This is a genomic window from Pseudomonas sp. 102515 (assembly GCF_031085165.1).
Taxonomy (GTDB): domain Bacteria; phylum Pseudomonadota; class Gammaproteobacteria; order Pseudomonadales; family Pseudomonadaceae; genus Chryseomonas.
Window position 1 is genome coordinate 200,685 of record NZ_JAVHTY010000004.1, and the last position, 16,332, is coordinate 217,016.

The window sequence follows — 16,332 nt, forward strand, 5'->3', positions numbered from 1 at the left end:
CGCCGCCGAGACGAGGTCTCGCCAGCCCTCTACACTGGCCGTTTTGAGCGAGGACTCCCTATGCCACCCCGTCTCTATCTGGCCGGCCCCGAGGTGTTTCGGCCTGATGCCGTCGCCCATGGCGAGGCCCTCAAGGCGCTTTGCGCCAGCCAGGGCTGCGTAGGCCTGTTTCCACTGGACAACGCCATCCCCTCGGAGCTGACCGAGCCACGCGAGCAGGCAGCCTGGATCTATCGGGCGAATCTGGCGTTGATCGAGCAGGCCGATGGCGTCCTGGCCAGTCTGGACTTCTTTCGCGGCGCCGAGCCCGACAGCGGCACCTGTTTCGAGGTGGGCTATGCGGTGGCGCTGGGCAAGCCGGTGGTGGGCTATGTCCCGGAGAAGGGCAGCCTGGCCGAGCGGATTCGCGCGCGGCATCCCGAGTGGATGGGAAAGGGTCTACTGGACCGCGATGGCTGGACGCTGGAGGAATTCGGCCTGCCGCTCAACCTGATGTTGGCGGTGCCGGCCAGCATCGTCGTCGGCGGGCCGGAGGTCGCCCTGGCGGTGTTGCGCGAACGGCTGCGCTAGCAGGTCAGGGCCATGCGACCCTCACCCCGGCCCTCTCCCGGGGGAGAGGGGTGATCGGAGCAGGGTCGATTGCGATCAGCCCGGTGGAAAAGGCTGGGCCGTTTTCCACGCTACGGGGCCTTGACCGGGGAGGAGGGCGGTTGCCACGGAGTCAGCCGCGCGCCAGGGACGCCAGTTCATCCAGTCCGCTGTGGCCATCGGCATAGGCTGCCCGGAAGCTGTCGCGCTGCTGCCAGCGCGCCCAGAAGGCCGCCAGGTGCTCGAAGCGCTCGTCCAGTGGCGTCTGGTTGGTGGGGTACTTGGAGAAGGCGATGGCGGTGCACAGGGTGATGTCGGCGAAGGTCGGCGCCGCACCGCCCAGCAGCCACTCGCGACCGTCGGCCAGATGCCGATCCACCAGCGCCGCGTGCATCAGGGCTTCCTTGCGGCAATGCTCGCCCCATTGCGGATTGTGGGTCAGCTCCAGTTTGTGGCCGAGGCCTTCGTGCTGCACATGGAACATGGTCACGATGCGATAGAGCACATGGACGAAGATGCGGTCGTTCCACATGGCGTCCTGGCCCTGCTCCAGCGGCGTCTCGCCCAGCACCTTGCGACCGGGATAGCTATTGTCCAGATAGCGGGCGATGGCCGCGCTCTCGGCCAGGTAACCGCCTTCGGCGAATTCCAGGGTCGGGGTCTCGCCCCAGGGATTGCGCTTGAGGTGCTGCCACTGGCGTTGCTCGCCTTCCGGCGCCATCTTCAGGATGACCTCCTCGAACTGATCGGCGATGCCCTTTTCATGGATGAACAGCCGCAGCCGTTGTGGATTGGGAAAGGCGGACGGCGAGGTGAAGAGGCGTAGCTTGGCCATGGAGGGGCTCCGGAAGGGACAATGACGAAGCATGCGACTGCGGGCAGTCGTGCCGCGTTCGTACGAGGTGACCAAGGATGCCGGGCCAGGGCAGGGGACGAACAGCCAAGCCGCCGTATGCCCTCCATGCAGAAAGTCGATTGGTCAGGCTGGCATTCAGCTCACGACGCTGGCGACGATCCGTTCGCGCAGCCAGGCATGGGCGGGATCGCGGTACAGGCGTTCGGGCCAGAGCAGCAGCAGCCTGTCGAAGCCCGGGATGGCCGTGCCAAGCGCCGTAGGTTGGCGCTGAGCGTCGCGAAGCCCAACAGCGGAGTTGGGCCTTGGGCGGTGTTGGGCTTCGCTGGCGCTCAACCCGACCTACGGCAGTCAGGCCAACCTGCGAAACGCCTCAGTTGGCTCTCTTGCTGTCCACCTGGTCCAGGCGGCCGCCGCGGAAGGTGAGGAAATACAGCATGCCGTTCCAGGGGCCGTAGGCCCATTCCTCGACGAATTCCACCTGGCGATAGCCGTAGCCATCGGTGACCTGGCGTTCGCCCTGGGGCGTGACGCTCAGCGGGTCGCCGCACTTGCCGCGGACCTCGTGGGTGGTGGAGCCGGTGGAGACCAGGGCGCTGCCGCAACGCAGCGACGCGGCCTGGCTGGTGCCGGTGGCGAGCAGGAGCAGCAACGCCAGGGTGCGCAGGCTCATTGGCGCTGGAGCTCGATGCGAGTGAGGCGGTTGGCTTCGAAGGTGAGGATGTAGTTGGCGCCGTTCCTTGGGCCGTAGACCCATTCCTCGATCACCGCCTCACGGCGTTCGTTGCGGCCCAGTTCGTAGCCCACCAGGTCGCGGTGGGCGGGTTCGCCGCATTTCTGCAGCACTTCGAAGGCGCGATCGCCCCGGCTGACCAGGGCGTTGCCGCACCTCATGGAATCGGCGGCGGCGCCGGTGGCGACCAGCAGGGTGAGGGCGGCGAGCAGGCAACGCATGGGGGTCTCCTGACCGGTCAGAGCACCCCGAGCTGCAACTGCGCGGCCGTGGGCGATTCACCGGATTGGGCTTGAGTGCTGACGTCCAGCAGATAGACCCGCTGGGCATCCAGTTTCGCCGTGTCCACCAGATAGGTCTTGATGGCACCGGCGCGCTGCTGGGCCAGGCTGCGCAGGAGGCCGTCGTTGCCGCTCCAGGCTTCGAGCACCGCCTGGCGCAGGCGCGCCGTGCGGGTGGCATCGTCAAGACTATCCCATTCCTGCGGCGGTTGCGCCTGCAGTCGCAGGCGGTACAGGCCTTCCAGCAGGGGGGCGCGCATGTCGGCGGGTACCTGCAACTGGCTGGGATCGGCCGGGACCTTGTCGCCACGACGTTGCAGCAGGTTGAAGTACTGGGTCTGGAAGTCCTTTTCCAGCTGGCTGGCGGCCAGCGCGCGACCGTCGCTGGCGGCGCCGGCATGGCCCTTGACTTCCACCGTCAGTTGCGGCCGCTGGCGCAGGGCCGCGGCCAGCTTGTCCAGTTCGCCGCGCGCCTGGGCCGAGAGGCTGGTACTGCCGGGGGCGAAGTCGATGGCGCTGAGATCCGCCTCGTGCCCGCCGACCAGTCCCGCCAGCATGCGGAAGGGCGCCTGGACGGCGCGGCTGAGCACATTGCGCAGGGTCTGCCAGACCACCGGCATGACGCTGAAGTTGGGGTCGGCGAGATTGCCCGCCACCGGCAGGCGCAGGTCGATCCGACCGTGGCTGTCCTTGAGCAGGGCCACCGCCAGGCGCACCGGCAGGTCCACGGCGTCCTTGCTGTCCACCCGCTCACCGAGTTCCAGCTGGTCGAGCACCACGTGGTTCTGCGCCTGCAGCCGGCCGTCGTCGATGCGGTATTGCAGGTCCAGGTCGAGGCGCCCCTTGCGCACCGCGTAGCCGGCGAACTTGCCGGTGTAGGGCGACAGGGTGGTGAGTTCGACCTGGCGGAAATAGGCGGTCACGTCCAGCTGCTGCAAGGGATCGAGAGGGTCGAGGCGGCCCTTGATTTCCACCGGGGCGAAGCGATCGACCTTGCCGGCTAGGTGGATGTCGGCCGGCTTGGAGGCGGCGGTGTCCAGGGTGCCGATGCCGCCTTCCAGCGACTGGATGTTGGTGGCGAAGCCGGGCTTCAAGCTGTTGTCGGCGAAGTCGGCGCTGCCATCCTTGATGCTCACCCCGCCGATGCGGACCTGCAGCGGTGGCGAGCTGTCCTTCGATTCCGTTTTCGGCTGGGGCACCAGCAGGGCGCTGAAGTTGTTGCTGAGGTCCTCGTTGATCACCAGGGTGCCATAGGGCTTTTCCAGGTCGATCTTGTCGATCACCAGCCGCTTGCCCAGCTCGAAGGCGATGCCCTGCACGTCCAGCCGCTGCCAACGCATGAAGTCCTGCTGGTGCAGGGTGTCGAGCACGTGCACCTGGGTGACCTGAGCCGCGCCGCTGACGGTGAGGCCCAGGGGTTCGCCCGGGGCCAGGGCCACCTTGAGCCGGCTGGCCAGCTGGCCGCTGCGGATCTCCAGGCGCACATAGGGGCTGAGATAGGGCTGGGCCTGGCGCAGGTTGAGTTCGTCGATGCCGACGTCGAAGCTGCCCTGCAGCGGTGTCAGCGCCAGCTGGCCGCTGGCGGTGATGCGCCCACGATCACCCAGGGTGGTCTTGAGCTCCAGGCCGAAGGGCTTGCTGCTGGCGGTGTCGAAGCCTTTCACGGCGAGGTCCAGGCCGCTGAAATACAGACTGGCCGGCTCCTGGGGCACCCGGTCCACCAGGTGCAGCTGGTTGTCGCTGAGCTGGGCGTCGTCGAGGCGCACGCGCCAGCCCGGGCCACTGCTGCTGGGGGCGTCGCTGGCAGGGAACAGCTGCTGCCAGTCGAGATTGCCGTCCTGCTCGCGATTGCCCCAGGCATCCAGGCCGTTGCCGCTCAGGCGGGCGATGCTGACTTCGCGCTGCTGCAGATCCAGGGCGATGCCCTCGGCGGCCAGGCGCTTGAAGCTGGCCTTGGGTTCGGCACCGACCGCCTGCACGGCGACGTCGTCCAGCGCCAGGCGACCCTGGCTGAGCTGCAGCTGCAGGGTCTTGGCCAGGTCCAGGCGGTAGTGGGTGCTGGCTTCCAGGCGTCCCTTGCCCAGCGCCAGCGGCAGCTGGTTGCGCACATAGGGCCACCAGGGCGCGAGGCTGACGCCCTCGAGGGTCAGCTCGCCTTCGCTGCGCAGCGGCAGGAGATCCAGGCTGCCCTTCCAGGTGAGTTGGCCGCCCTGGGCGGTGGTGGCGGTCAACGCCAGCTGGCCCGAGGTGTCGCCACTACGGGTGCGGAAATCCTGCAGGGTGGCATCCAGGGGCGTGAAGGTGGCTTCCACCGGCTGGGCGCCCTGGGCATCGAGGAAATGCAGCCGGCCACCGACCAGGGCGATGCGCTCGATGTGCACCGGGAAGGGCTGGCCCGGCTCCGTGGTGGCTGGCGTCGACGTGGCCGGCGTGGCGGGTTCGCTGCGCCAGAGCCGGGCCAGATTGACCTGGCCACCCTTGGCGATGCGCAGATCGACCTGTGGCTGGTCGAGGCGCACCTCGGTCAGGTGCAGGGTGCGGCGCCAGAGGCTGTCCCACTGCAGGTCGGCCGAGAAGCCTTCGGCGGCGACCACAGGCTGCTCCGCCGGGCCGATCAGCAGCTTTTCGGCGTGCAGCTGCAGGGTGAAGGGGTTGAAGCTCAGGGCCTGCAGGCTGGCCGGCTGCGTGAGGCGCTCGGCCAGCGTCTGGTTGAGGTAGTGCAGGGCGAGGCGCGGTCCGACCAGGAATCCGAGCAGACTGTAGAGGGCCAAGAGCACGAGCAGCACGAGGCTCGCTTTCACAATTCTGGACATGCAGGCATCTAGGACGGCGAAGGTGCCCGGATTATGGCACGGCGCCCCCGGCGACAAGGGCGGTGAGTGTCCCAAAAGCGGTGGGGTCCAGCCTTCTGGAGGTGCTCGATGACCGTATGGCGGTAATAGTCAGTCTTTAAATTGCCTGAAACCTTGTTGCAATAAAAGTGTAGTGAAGTGGCCGCCCGCTCGATCATCTCGGTCCTTTTTCATGAATCCTTCTCGTTCTCTGCGTGCTCAATTGCTGCTGCTCATCGGTGGCGGTCTGGTCCTGTTGCTCGCGCTCGCGCTGGCCGGTTTCGGGCTGCTTTCCCGTCAACTGGACGGCTATCAAAGACTGCTTGATGGACCATTGGAGGAGGCCCGGCTGGTGGACGCCACCAACCTGGCCTTCAAGTCGCAGGTGCAGGAATGGAAGAACGTACTCCTGCGCGGCGGCGGCGCCGATGAGCGCGAGCGCTACTGGAAGCAGTTCCAGGAAGAGGAAGCGCGAGTCCAGGCGGCATTGGAGCAGTTGCAGCGCCGGGCCGACGAGTCCGAACTGCGCCAGCGTCTGCAGCAACTGGCCCAGAGTCATCGGGAGATGGGCGAAGCCTATCGGCGTGGATTGGCAGCCTATGTGGCAGCGGACTATGCCGCCGCCCAGGGCGATGCCGCGGTCAAGGGCATCGACCGAGCGACCAGCGAGCAGCTGTCCGGCCTGGTCATCGCGCTGCACGAACGCGCCAACGGTCAAGCCGCGGTCCTGAGCGCCGAGGCGCGGCGCACCGTGCTGCTGGCAGTGAGCGCCATGCTCGCCTTCGCCGCCCTGATCGCCCTGCTCAGTGCCTGGCTGGTCAATCGCCGCATCGTCGGGCCGCTGGCCCAGGTCACCGAGCAACTGGTGCGCCTCAGCGAGGGCCGCTTCGGTCAGCCGCTGGCCGAAGCGCGCCGTGACGAGGTAGGCCGGCTGTCCCGCGCCGCCAATCGTCTGCGCGACTTCTTCACCGACCTGGCCGGCCAGCTGCGCCAGGGTACGGGGGCGCTGGACGCCACCACCCAGGAACTGGGCGCCATCGCTCAGCGCAGCGGCGAGGGCATTCGTGACCAGTTCTCGCGCACCGATCAGGTGGCGACCGCCATGCACGAGATGAGCGCCACCGCGGAAGAGGTGGCCCGCCATTCCGGCAGCGCCGCCACGGCGGCCAATGACGCGGATCGCGCGGCCCAGGAAGGCGAGACGAGCATGACCCAGACCATTGCCACCATCGAGCGGATGCATGCTGAAATCACCCGCACCGCCGCTGTCATCGCCCGCCTGGAAAACGACAGCGAGCGCATCGGCAGCGTGCTGGAGGTGATCCGCGGCATCGCCGACCAGACCAACCTACTGGCGCTCAACGCCGCCATCGAGGCCGCCCGGGCCGGGGACGCCGGACGTGGCTTCGCCGTGGTTGCCGACGAGGTACGCAGCCTGGCGGTGCGCACCTCCAGTTCCATCAGCGAGATTCATCAACTGATCGCGACGCTGCAGGGCGCGGCTCACGAAGCCGCCGAGGCGGTGCGCGCGGGCACCGCCGAAAGCAGTGCCGGACGCGATCAGGTGGTGGCCTCGGGCGAGCGGCTGCGCAGCATCACCCTGGCGGTGGAAGCCATCCGCGACATGAATCGGCAGATCGCTACCGCCGCCGAGGAGCAGACCTCGGTGGCCGAGGACATCGCTCGCAACCTGGCGGAGATCGTCACCGTGGCCCGTCACAACGAAGAGGATCTGCAGCGGACCCAGAGCGCCAGCGGGCGCTTGCAGGGTGTCTCCCAGGATCTCTCCAGACTCGCCAACCGACTGCAGGACTGATCGGGTCTGCGCACCTTCCAGCGGCCGCAGGCGCACGTGGCCGATCGGCGGTCGAGCGGCCATGAAGACTCCGGCCAGAGCTGCCGCGGCCTGTTGCAGAGGCTCTAACGCGGCACTTTGCCATGATCCGCCCGTCGCTCGGGATTAAGTTTGACTTAAGGACCGCCGACTAGTCTCGTGAACAGGTTGCATTCTCAGGGAGGGGAGACGGCGACGGGCTCAGCGGCTCGCGGCGCGACGACAGGACGGCCAGGTAACCGCGAATCGAGAATCCGCGTCGCCGGGAGTAGCAGATGTCCAGTCCGATCCAGCTCCGTTCCATCCAGAAGAAGATCCAGTTCCTGCGCACCACCTTCAGCTATGTCGGCTGGTCGCTGTTCGGTCTGCTGCTGTGGGACGTGGCGGTCACGGTGGACGCCATGCTGTTCGTCGACGAGCGCTTCGACCTGCCGCTCACGCCCCTGACCCTGCTGTGCTCGGCGCTGGTGGTGCTGATCAGCTTTCGCAACAACAGCGCCTATGCCCGCTGGTGGGAGGCCCGTACCCTGTGGGGCGCCATGGTCAACAGCTCGCGCAGCTTCGGCCGCCAGGTGCTGACCCTGATCGACGACCAGGGCAAGGCGCAGAACCGGGTCAAGGCGGTGCTCCTGCGTCGGCACATGGGCTATCTGCACGCCCTGCGCGCCCAGCTCAAGCGCCAGGACCCGGCCGCGGCGGCCGCGCCCTATCTGGCCCGCCACGAACTGGCGCTGGCCGAAGGCAGCCTCAACTTCGCCAACGACATCCTCGCCGGTACCGCCGAGCTGATCGCCAGCGAATACCGCCAGGGCCGGCTGGACAGCATCCGCCTGGCGCGGCTGGAAGAGACCCTGGTGGACATGTCCAACTGGCAGGGCGGCATGGAGCGCATCGCCAACACCCCCTTGCCCTATCCCTATGTCTGCTTTCCGCAGCTGTTCAGCTTCCTGTTCTGCATCGCCATGCCGCTGGGCCTGGTCTCGACCCTCGGCTGGTTCACCCCGCTGGTATCCACCGTGGTCGGCTTCATGCTGCTGGCGCTGGAGCGCATCGGCAGCGATCTGCAGGCGCCCTTCGCCGACAGCCAGCACCAGATCACCATGGACAAGCTGTGCGCCACCATCGAGGCCAACCTGCTGTCGATGCTACGGCCGCGCAGCGAAGAGGGCAGCGCCGTGGCCCTGGCCCAGCCCGAGGCCGACGTCGCGCCGAGTCGACGGGTGGCCTGACCGGCGGCGCTACTTGGGAGACATCGGGCCGCCAGGATGGAGAACGTGCGGAAAGTCCCGCGCCAGAGGTATTTCTTTCGTGAGCACAGGGCACTAGCGCCGCTTCGCTCCGGTCACATTTTGCAATCTCCCCTGGCAGCGGTGGTTGGCTGGGGCCCAGCGGGTCATGCCGTGGGTTGCTGGCGGGCCGGGGCGAGAGGTGCAGTGGGGCCTGCGCCCCGCGACCTATGTCTCGCTACGGATGCCCGCTCATGTCCGAAACCCGTCTTCCGACCCCCGGGGCCAGCGCCGAACCCTCTCGCCGCGCGCGCCATGCCCTGGATGCCCTGAACTTCACCCTGGCCGACGTCCGCGACGGCTTAGGCCCCTATCTCGCCATCTACCTGATCGCCGTGCGCGGCCCGGGGGAGGGCTGGAACGAAGCCACCGCCGGCTTCATCATGACCCTGGCCGGCATCGCCGGGCTGATCGCCCAGACCCCCGCCGGCGCCCTGATCGACCGTACCCGCCACAAGCGCCTCATGGTCGGCGTCGCCGCCCTGGTGGTGACCCTCTGCAGCGTGCTGCTGCCCTTCGTCTCCAACTTCTACGTGGTGGCGGCCACCCAGTCGCTGGCCCACGCCGCGGCGGCCGTCTTCGCCCCGGCGCTGGCGGCCATCACCCTGGGGATCGTCGGCCCGAAGGCCTTCACCAAGCACATCGGCCGCAACGAGGGCTTCAACCACGCCGGCAACGCCGTCTCGGCGGCGCTGGCGGGTGGCCTGGCCTATTTCTTCGGTCCCACCGTGGTGTTCTGGCTGATGGCGCTGCTGGCGGCGGCCTCCATCGTCGCCATCGTCCGGGTGCCCCAGGACGAGATCGACGATGACCTGGCCCAGGGGCTGGGTGACGAAGTCGGTGCCCGCGATGCCAAGCCGGTGTCGGCCTGGCAGGCGCTGCTGGCCAATCGCAAGCTGCAACTGCTGGCGCTGCTGGCCGCCATCTTCCACCTGGCCAATGCCGCCATGCTGACCTCGGTCGGCCAGCAGCTGACCCATATCGTCGGCAAGGACAGCGCCACCTCGCTGGTGGCCGTCTGCATCGTCGCCGCCCAGTGCGTGATGGTGCCGGTGGCCATCCTGGTGGGGCGCAAGGCCGACGTCTTCGGGCGCAAGCCGATCTTTCTCTTCGCCTTCGCCGTGCTGGCGATCCGCGGCGTGCTCTACACCTTTTCCGACAATCCCTACTACCTGGTGGCGGTGCAACTGCTCGATGGCATCGGCGCCGGGATCTATGGCGCCCTGATGCCGGTGATCGTCGCCGACCTGACCCGCGGCAGCGGGCGCTTCAACGTCAGCCAGGGCGCCATCGCCACCGCCCAGGGGCTGGGCGCGGCCATCAGTGCCACCATCGCCGGGATCATCATCGTCCGCTTCGGCTACGCGGCGGCCTTCACCACCCTGGCGGCCATCGCCGCGGTGGGCTTCGTGCTCTATCTGCTGCTGATGCCCGAGACCCGCGACGAGCACGCCGCCGGGGACGCGGCGCGTTCGAGCGGTTCGGTGGTGGGAGGCTGAAATGGCACGCCAGGATGAGTTCCTCGCCTTCGCCCATATCGGCGATCTGCACCTGACCACCGCCGAAGCGGACAATGCCCGGGACCTGCAGACCCTCCTGCAGCGCCTGCGCGGGCGCAGCGAACTGGATTTCGTCTATCTGCCCGGGGACAACGCCGACAAAGGCACCGCGGAGCAGTATCTGTTGCTCAGGCGGCTGCTGGACGACTTTCCGCTACCGGTAACGGTGATCACCGGCGACCACGACATGGAGGGCGGTGATCTCGGACCCTTCTATGCCGAGTTGCAGGTGCCCCAATTGCCTTATTCCAGAGAGGTGGGCGGCGTGCGTTGCCTGTTCCTGGACATGTGCGGACCGGGCACCGGCGGGCCGGATTTCCGCCTTGGCCGCGAGCAATTGCAGTGGCTGGAGCAGGAGCTGCACGAGGCGACCCGGCTGGCGCAGCGCTGCGTGGTCTTCATGCACAGCTATCCGGCGGACCTGCAGGGCCCCGGCGAAGCCGAGCGGGTGGCGCGGCTGCTGCACGAGGGCCCGGTGCGCCTGGTGGAGATCGGTCATACCCACTACAACGAACTGGCCCACGACGGCGGCGTGCTCTATGCCGCCTGCAGATCCACCGGCCAGATCGAGGAAGGCGGTGTAGGATTCGCGCTGGTCACCCTGGACGGTCCGGCGGTGAGCTGGCGCTTTCGCGAATTGCCCGACGGCTGGCCCTGGGTGCAGATCACCGCGCCCGGTGATGCCCGCCTCAACGGCGCCGGCGTGGCCGAGGTCCGGGAGTGCCGGGTGCTGGTGCTGGCCGCGAGCGAGCTCAGGGTCTGCGAGTGGCAGTGCGACGACGGTCCCTGGTGGCCCCTGCAGCCGCTCGGCAAGGGCCGCTATCGGGGTGACCGACCCGTGCCGGAGGGCGTCCGCCGGTTGCAGGTCCGGGTCCGGGATGCGCAGGGCGGCGAAGACCGTGACGAGGTCGAGCTGAGCGGTCATCTGCGTCCCGTCGCCGCGCCCGCCGACTGGGGTTCGGATCACACCCGGCTGGGTGAATGGCGGGCCAGGGGTGTCCTGGGGACCCAGCTGGGCCCAATCGCAATGGCCGCAAATGGTGAGGTCGGCCAGGCCGGTCTCGCGAATCGACTAGAAGGAACAGCGCTTTCATGGGGTCCATCATCACCACTCCCCACGTCCTGACGTGGGTCATCGCCGCCCTGGCCACCCTCGGGGTGGTCTCGCGGCCCTTCGGTCTGCCGGAGGCCCTGTTCGCCGTCGCCGGTGCCGCGCTGCTGGCGCTGTTCGGCCTGTTGCCGCTGGACGGCGTCTGGCACGGCATCGCCAAGGGTACCGACGTCTATCTGTTCCTCATCGGCATGATGCTGCTGGCCGAGATCGCCCGTAAGGAAGGGTTGTTCGACTGGGTCGCCGGCCATGCGGTGCGCGCGGCCAAGGGCTCGGCGTTGCGGCTGTTCGCGCTGGTCTATGGCGTCGGCATCCTGGTCACGGTGTTCCTTTCCAACGACGCCTGCGCCGTGGTGCTGACCCCGGCGGTCTACTACGCCACCCGCGCGGCGAAGGTGAAGAATCCGCTGCCCTATCTGTTCTCCTGCGCCTTCATCGCCAACGCGGCGAGCTTCGTGCTGCCGATCTCCAACCCGGCCAACCTGGTGGTCTTCGCCGAGCACATGCCCGAGCTGAGCCGCTGGCTGGCGCTGTTCACCGTACCCTCGATCCTGGCCATCGCCGCGACCTTCCTCACCCTCTGGGCGAGCCAGGCCAAGGTCCTGCGCGCCGAGCGGCTGTCCGAAGGGGGCGCGGTGGAGGCGCTGCCCACCACCGGACGCATCGCCGGCGGCGGTCTGATCCTGACCATCCTGGTCTTGCTCGGCGCTTCGGCACTGGATCTGGAGCTGGGTCTGCCGACCTTTCTCGCCGGCTTCGCCACCTTCCTGGTGGTGGTGGCCTGCAAGCGTGGCGGCGGCCTGGAGTTGCTCAAGCACATTTCCTGGGGCGTCCTGCCGCTGGTGGCCGGGCTGTTCGTGCTGGTGGAAGCCCTGGAGACCACCGGGGTGCTGCAGGCGCTGGCCAATCAGCTGCAGGCCGCCGCCCAGGCGACGCCGGAGCGCGCCGCCTGGGGCGCCGGGCTGCTGGTGGCCTTTGGCAGCAACCTGGTCAACAACCTGCCGGCCGGTCTGCTGGCCGGGGCGGCGGTGCAGACCGCCCATGTCTCGGAAAAGATCGCCGGCGCCGTGCTGATCGGCATCGACCTCGGCCCCAACCTGTCCATCACCGGCTCCCTGGCGACCCTGCTGTGGCTGGCCGCGCTGCGCCGCGAAGGGCTTTCGGTGAGCTTCTGGCAATTCCTCAAGCTGGGCGCCGTGGTGATGATCCCGGCGCTGGTTTTGGCGCTGGCTGCCTTGATCCATCTCTGACGGACGGTCACGGCTTATCCTCAGGCAAGGCGATTTTTGCCCTCTGCCTGGGGCACTATCGGCATACCTCTGCTACGGAGCACCGCCCATGGCCATCGCCCGCTACACCGGCTTCGCCCAGGCGCTGCACTGGCTGACCGTCGCCCTGCTGTGCCTGCTGCTGCCCTTCGTCTGGGTGGCGGAAAACTTTCCGCCCGGGCCGGTGCGGACCCTCTGGTACCTGCTGCACGAATCCACCGGGATCTCGGTGTTCCTGCTGCTCCTGATCCGCCTGACCTGGCGCTGGCGACATCCGGCGCCGCCGGCTCATCCCCGCGACGGGCGCCTGCTACGGCTGCTCGCGAGTCTCAATCACGGCCTGCTCTATGCCGTGCTGCTACTGATGCCGGTGACCGGTTACCTGATGGCCGGCCAGGGCCAGCCGGTACCGGTGTTCGGGCTGTTTTCCCTGCCGGGTTTTCCCCGGCATGAAGCCCTCGGCATCCTCGCCAATCGCATCCACGTGGCCGGCCAGTTCGCCGTCTATGGCCTGGTGCTCCTGCACGTGGCCGCGGTGGTCTGGCATGTGGCGATCCGCCGCGATGGCACCCTGGAGCGGATGTTGCCCGAGCAAAGATTTTAGGCGCTGCCTTCCACCCGCTGCCGGTCACGCTCCAGCAGCGCCGGCAGGGTCTCACGCAGATGGTCCACCAGGGTGCGGATCTTGGCGTCGAGAAAGCGCCGCGAAGGATAGAGCGCATGGATATCCAGGGCATAGAGCCGGTGCCCGGGCAGCACCCGTTGCAGGCGACCGCTGGCGAGGCCGGCGACCGCGGCGTACAGCGGCAGGGCGCCGATGCCCAGGCCGCTGGCCACGGCCTCGGCCAGGGCATCGGCGGTGTTGACCTGGAAGGGCGGTCGATCCACCGCCACCTCGGCTATGCCCTCCGGCCCTTCCAGCAACCAGCGATCCGGCGCCATGGCGCGATTGACCAGGCGCAGGCAGCGATGTCCGGCCAGCTCCGCCGGGGTGGTCGGCCGGCCCTGGCGTTCCAGGTAGGCGGGCGCCGCACAGAGCACGCTGTGGGTGCTGCCCAGATGCGCCGAATGGAAGGCCGAGTCCGGCAGGCCGTCGGCCAGGATCAGCGACAGGTCGTAGCCTTCCTTGAGGATGTCGGTGAAGGTGTTGGTCAGTTGCAGGTCCAGGTCGACCTCGGGATAGCGCTCGCCGTAGCTGGCCAGGCTCTGGATCAGATAGTGCTGGCCGAGGCCGGTCATGGTGTGGATGCGCAACCGGCCGCGCGGCACGGCCAGGGCGTGGCGGGCCTCGGCATCGGCTTCGTCGAGGTCGGCGAGGATGCGCTGGCAGCGCACCAGGTAGCGTTCGCCGGCCTCGGTCAGGCGCAACTGGCGGGTGGTGCGGTGCAGCAGCCGGGTCTGCAGGTGCTGCTCCAGCTGGCTGACCGCCCGGGACACATAGGCGGTGGTGAGTTCCAGCTGGCGCGCGGCGGCGGTGAAGCTGCCGGTCTGGGCCACGCAGGCGAAGGCGCGCAGGTTGAAGAGATGATCCATGGACGGGGCAGGGCCGGACAAAGGGCCATTGTGGGCCATTACCCGCTCGTTGGTTAAGGCTCTTTGCTGCCATACCCGGCTTAATCCAGGCGGGCGGGGCTTTCTAGAATGGCCACCGAGACGCTGCGTCTCGCCCCTTCCGATCGCTCTCGTCGTTGCCCAGCATGCCTCTCGCCTCACCGCCGCTCGCGCGGTCCGCCGCTGCCTTCTCCCGTACCCGCTGGCCGAGCCGCAACGCCTGGCGCCGTGCCGGTCGCGAATGGGCGCGTACCGATGGCCAGACCTGGGCCTTCATCGCCAAGGCCCTGCTGGCTGCGGCCCTGGCGCTGTGGCTGGCCTATCGCCTGGAGCTGCCGCAACCGAGCACCGTGCTGGTTACCGTCTTCATCGTCCTGCAGCCGCAGAGCGGCCAGGTGCTGGCCAAGAGTTTCTACCGGATCCTGGGCAGTCTCGCCGGGCTCACCTTCACCGTCGCCGCCATCGGCCTGTTCGCCCAGGAGCGGGTGCTGCTGCTCGGCGCCCTGGTGCTGTGGATCGGCTATTGCACCCGGGGGGCGGCGCGCTATCGCGACTTTCGCAGCTATGCCTTCCTGCTGGCCGGCTATACCGCCTGCCTGGTGGGGCTGCCGGCGGTGGCCCAGCCCCAGGGCGCCTTTCTCCAGGCGGTGTGGCGCCTGCTGGAGATCGCCCTGGGCATCTGCTGCGCCGGGGTGGTGAGCGTGGCGATCCTGCCGCAGACCACCCGTGGCGTCTTGCGCCGTACCCTGGCGCAGCGCCTGCGCGACTTCCTCGCCATGGCCCATGACGGCCTGCTGGGTCGCCTCGACGCCGAACGCTTCGCCGCGCTCAGCGCCCGCTTCGCCGCCGACTCCGTGGGCTTCGAAAGCCTGCGCAGCGCCAGCGTCTTCGAAGAGCCCTATCTGCTGCGGCGCAGCGGGCGCCTGGCGGCCCTGGGCAATCGCCTCATGCTGCTCAACACCCGCTTCCATGCGCTCCATCAACTGCTCGATCGTCTGGCCGGTCGGCCACCGGCGGTACGCGAGGCGTTGGTGCCCGCGCTAGCGTTGATCGCGGCCGCCCTGGCACCTGGGCTGGGCCGCCTGCCGGAGGAACGCGATCTGCGCCGCCTGAGCGAGCGCCTGGCTGGCGAGCGCGAGACGCTGATGGCGGTGATCCGCAACGGTCGCCAGCAGCTCGGCCAGGCAGCGTCCGGCGCCGCAGGCGATCGCCTCGACTACGACACCGCTGCCGAGCTGCTCTATCGCTTCGCCGAGGACCTGCACCTGCTGCTTGGCGCCCAGCTGGCGCTGGAGGCCCCTGCGCACCTGCCGGCCACCGCCCGGGAGACCTTCACGCCGCTGGCCAGTCGGGCGGTGGCCTGGATGGCCGGGTTGCGCAGCGCCCTGGTGGTGCTGGGCGTGGGACTGTTCTGGATCGAGACCGCCTGGCCGAGCGGCGCGGCCTGCACCCTGGCGGCGGCGCTGATCTCGGCGCTGGCCTCCACCTCGGCCGATCCGCGCCGCTATTGCCTGCAACTGGCCGGCGGCACCCTGGTCGGGGCCCTGGCCGGTGGCCTGCTGCAATTCCAGGTGCTGCCCTGGATCGATGGCTTCGCGCTGTTGCTGCTGGTGCTGGCGCCGGTGTTCACCGCCGGCGCCTGGTTGATCACCCGGCCACGCTTGGCCGGCTATGGCACCGGGCTGATGGTCTGGTTCTGCTCGGCGGCGCTGCCGGGCAATCCGCCGCGCTACGACGCCGACCTCTTCTGCAACACCTACCTGGCCTACCTGGTGGCCTGCGGCGTGGCGGTGGTGGCCGTCAGCGTCCTGCTGCCGCCTAGCCAGCCCTGGGTCTGGCGCCGGCTGGAAGATGCCCTGCGCGAGCGACTGGTCCACGCCATCGGGGCGCCCCTGGCCGGCCTCAGTGGCCGCTTCGATTCCGGCCTGCGCGATCTGCTCAACCAGGTGCAGGTGCTTACCGTCGGCCAGCCGGCGGTGCAGCGCCGGCTGCTGCGCTGGACCTTTCTCAGTCTGGAGCTGGGCCACGCCCTCATCGAGCTGCGCCTGGAGCAGGCCGCGCTGCCACCCTTGCCCTGGTATCGCGAAGAACGCGCCTGGCGCCTGGCCATTCGCGCCCTGGGGCGGGCGCTGGTGCGATTGTTCCGCCAGCCCAACGCCGCCAACCTGGCGCGCGCCCTGGCGGCCGTGGACCAGGCCATCGCCCTGGCGCACCAGGCCCAGCGCCACCTGGAGCCCAATCCGGGTGACTTCGATCGCTCACCGCTGCGCCGTATCGCCAGCTACCTGCACTTCATCCGCACCTCACTGCTGGCGCCGGATTCGCCCCTGGCCGGGTACCTGCCGCAGGCCCGGCTACCGGCGCGGGACGAAGGCTAGGCGGCAGCCTGCCAAAATCCGACTAGGCTTACGGACGGGGAGGGCCGTCAGGCCCTCTG

The 16,332-nt window shown here is 68.7% G+C and carries 13 protein-coding genes and 1 pseudogene; 9 read left to right on the forward strand and 5 right to left on the reverse strand.

The genetic code is table 11. From position 1 onward, the window contains the following. Positions 1-60 precede the first annotated feature (60 nt). Positions 61-570, forward strand: a complete 510-nt coding sequence (locus RCF34_RS16570; RefSeq protein ID WP_308709144.1) for a nucleoside 2-deoxyribosyltransferase — start codon at positions 61-63, stop codon at positions 568-570. Positions 571-721: 151 nt separating this feature from the next. Here RCF34_RS16570 and RCF34_RS16575 read toward each other — a convergent pair whose 3' ends face one another. The 4 genes from RCF34_RS16575 to RCF34_RS16595 form a co-directional block, all read right to left on the reverse strand. Then, positions 722-1,423, reverse strand: coding sequence for a glutathione S-transferase N-terminal domain-containing protein (locus RCF34_RS16575; protein WP_308709145.1), 702 nt, complete (start codon positions 1,421-1,423; stop codon positions 722-724). Positions 1,424-1,814: 391 nt separating this feature from the next. Continuing rightward, entirely contained in the window at positions 1,815-2,114 is a 300-nt protein-coding gene (locus RCF34_RS16585) for a DUF2845 domain-containing protein (RefSeq protein ID WP_308709146.1), read from the reverse strand. Beyond that, positions 2,111-2,395: a DUF2845 domain-containing protein gene (locus RCF34_RS16590; RefSeq protein WP_308709147.1), complete on the reverse strand. Its 285-nt coding sequence runs from the start codon at positions 2,393-2,395 to the stop codon at positions 2,111-2,113. Before RCF34_RS16590 ends, RCF34_RS16585 begins: the two co-directional genes overlap by 4 nt. A 17-nt stretch (positions 2,396-2,412) precedes the next feature. Next, on the reverse strand, positions 2,413-5,268 hold the full coding sequence (locus RCF34_RS16595; protein WP_308709149.1) for a DUF748 domain-containing protein: 2,856 nt from the start codon (positions 5,266-5,268) through the stop codon (positions 2,413-2,415). A 790-nt stretch (positions 5,269-6,058) separates the two neighbouring features. Between RCF34_RS16595 and RCF34_RS23140 the strand changes: the two are divergent. From RCF34_RS23140 to RCF34_RS16625, 7 genes and pseudogenes are all read left to right on the forward strand, one after another. Next, positions 6,059-6,232: pseudogene (locus RCF34_RS23140) on the forward strand (HAMP domain-containing protein); the annotation flags it as partial. Between the two features lie 156 nt (positions 6,233-6,388). Then, complete coding sequence (locus RCF34_RS23145) at positions 6,389-7,102, forward strand: methyl-accepting chemotaxis protein (RefSeq protein WP_374941208.1); 714 nt, start codon at positions 6,389-6,391, stop codon at positions 7,100-7,102. Between the two features lie 293 nt (positions 7,103-7,395). Continuing rightward, positions 7,396-8,349 carry a bestrophin family ion channel gene (locus RCF34_RS16605; RefSeq protein WP_308709151.1) on the forward strand — a complete coding sequence of 318 codons (954 nt, stop codon included), beginning with the start codon at positions 7,396-7,398 and terminating at the stop codon, positions 8,347-8,349. Between the two features lie 251 nt (positions 8,350-8,600). Next, positions 8,601-9,905 carry an MFS transporter gene (locus RCF34_RS16610; protein ID WP_308709152.1) on the forward strand — a complete coding sequence of 435 codons (1,305 nt, stop codon included), beginning with the start codon at positions 8,601-8,603 and terminating at the stop codon, positions 9,903-9,905. 1 nt (position 9,906) lies between these two features. Further along, a complete protein-coding gene (locus RCF34_RS16615) occupies positions 9,907-11,091 on the forward strand; it encodes a metallophosphoesterase (RefSeq protein ID WP_308709153.1) in 1,185 nt (394 codons plus the stop codon). Further along, a complete protein-coding gene (locus RCF34_RS16620) occupies positions 11,058-12,326 on the forward strand; it encodes an arsenic transporter (protein WP_308709154.1) in 1,269 nt (422 codons plus the stop codon). Before RCF34_RS16615 ends, RCF34_RS16620 begins: the two co-directional genes overlap by 34 nt. Positions 12,327-12,414: 88 nt before the next feature. Continuing rightward, positions 12,415-12,948: a cytochrome b gene (locus RCF34_RS16625; RefSeq protein WP_308709155.1), complete on the forward strand. Its 534-nt coding sequence runs from the start codon at positions 12,415-12,417 to the stop codon at positions 12,946-12,948. Here the strand turns inward: RCF34_RS16625 and RCF34_RS16630 are convergent. Continuing rightward, complete coding sequence (locus RCF34_RS16630; protein WP_308709156.1) at positions 12,945-13,877, reverse strand: LysR family transcriptional regulator; 933 nt, start codon at positions 13,875-13,877, stop codon at positions 12,945-12,947. The two genes, RCF34_RS16625 and RCF34_RS16630, sit on opposite strands and share 4 nt — an antisense overlap. A 164-nt stretch (positions 13,878-14,041) precedes the next feature. Here RCF34_RS16630 and RCF34_RS16635 point away from each other — a divergent pair, with 164 nt between their 5' ends. Beyond that, positions 14,042-16,273, forward strand: a complete 2,232-nt coding sequence (locus RCF34_RS16635) for an FUSC family protein (RefSeq protein WP_308709157.1) — start codon at positions 14,042-14,044, stop codon at positions 16,271-16,273. The last annotated feature ends 59 nt before the right edge of the window (positions 16,274-16,332 follow it).

Excerpts from the sequence above, each read along its gene's own strand:
- RCF34_RS23145 (WP_374941208.1), top strand. The coding sequence starts at position 6,389 with ATGCACGAGATGAGCGCCACCGCGGAAGAGGTGGCCCGCCATTCCGGC.
- RCF34_RS16610 (WP_308709152.1), top strand. The coding sequence starts at position 8,601 with ATGTCCGAAACCCGTCTTCCGACCCCCGGGGCCAGCGCCGAACCCTCT.
- RCF34_RS16575 (WP_308709145.1), bottom strand. The coding sequence starts at position 1,423 with ATGGCCAAGCTACGCCTCTTCACCTCGCCGTCCGCCTTTCCCAATCCA.
- RCF34_RS16625 (WP_308709155.1), top strand. The coding sequence starts at position 12,415 with ATGGCCATCGCCCGCTACACCGGCTTCGCCCAGGCGCTGCACTGGCTG.
- RCF34_RS16595 (WP_308709149.1), bottom strand. The coding sequence starts at position 5,268 with ATGTCCAGAATTGTGAAAGCGAGCCTCGTGCTGCTCGTGCTCTTGGCC.
- RCF34_RS16615 (WP_308709153.1), top strand. The coding sequence starts at position 9,907 with ATGGCACGCCAGGATGAGTTCCTCGCCTTCGCCCATATCGGCGATCTG.
- RCF34_RS16620 (WP_308709154.1), top strand. The coding sequence starts at position 11,058 with ATGGGGTCCATCATCACCACTCCCCACGTCCTGACGTGGGTCATCGCC.
- RCF34_RS16570 (WP_308709144.1), top strand. The coding sequence starts at position 61 with ATGCCACCCCGTCTCTATCTGGCCGGCCCCGAGGTGTTTCGGCCTGAT.
- RCF34_RS16630 (WP_308709156.1), bottom strand. The coding sequence starts at position 13,877 with ATGGATCATCTCTTCAACCTGCGCGCCTTCGCCTGCGTGGCCCAGACC.
- RCF34_RS16635 (WP_308709157.1), top strand. The coding sequence starts at position 14,042 with ATGCCTCTCGCCTCACCGCCGCTCGCGCGGTCCGCCGCTGCCTTCTCC.
- RCF34_RS16585 (WP_308709146.1), bottom strand. The coding sequence starts at position 2,114 with ATGAGCCTGCGCACCCTGGCGTTGCTGCTCCTGCTCGCCACCGGCACC.
- RCF34_RS16590 (WP_308709147.1), bottom strand. The coding sequence starts at position 2,395 with ATGCGTTGCCTGCTCGCCGCCCTCACCCTGCTGGTCGCCACCGGCGCC.
- RCF34_RS16605 (WP_308709151.1), top strand. The coding sequence starts at position 7,396 with ATGTCCAGTCCGATCCAGCTCCGTTCCATCCAGAAGAAGATCCAGTTC.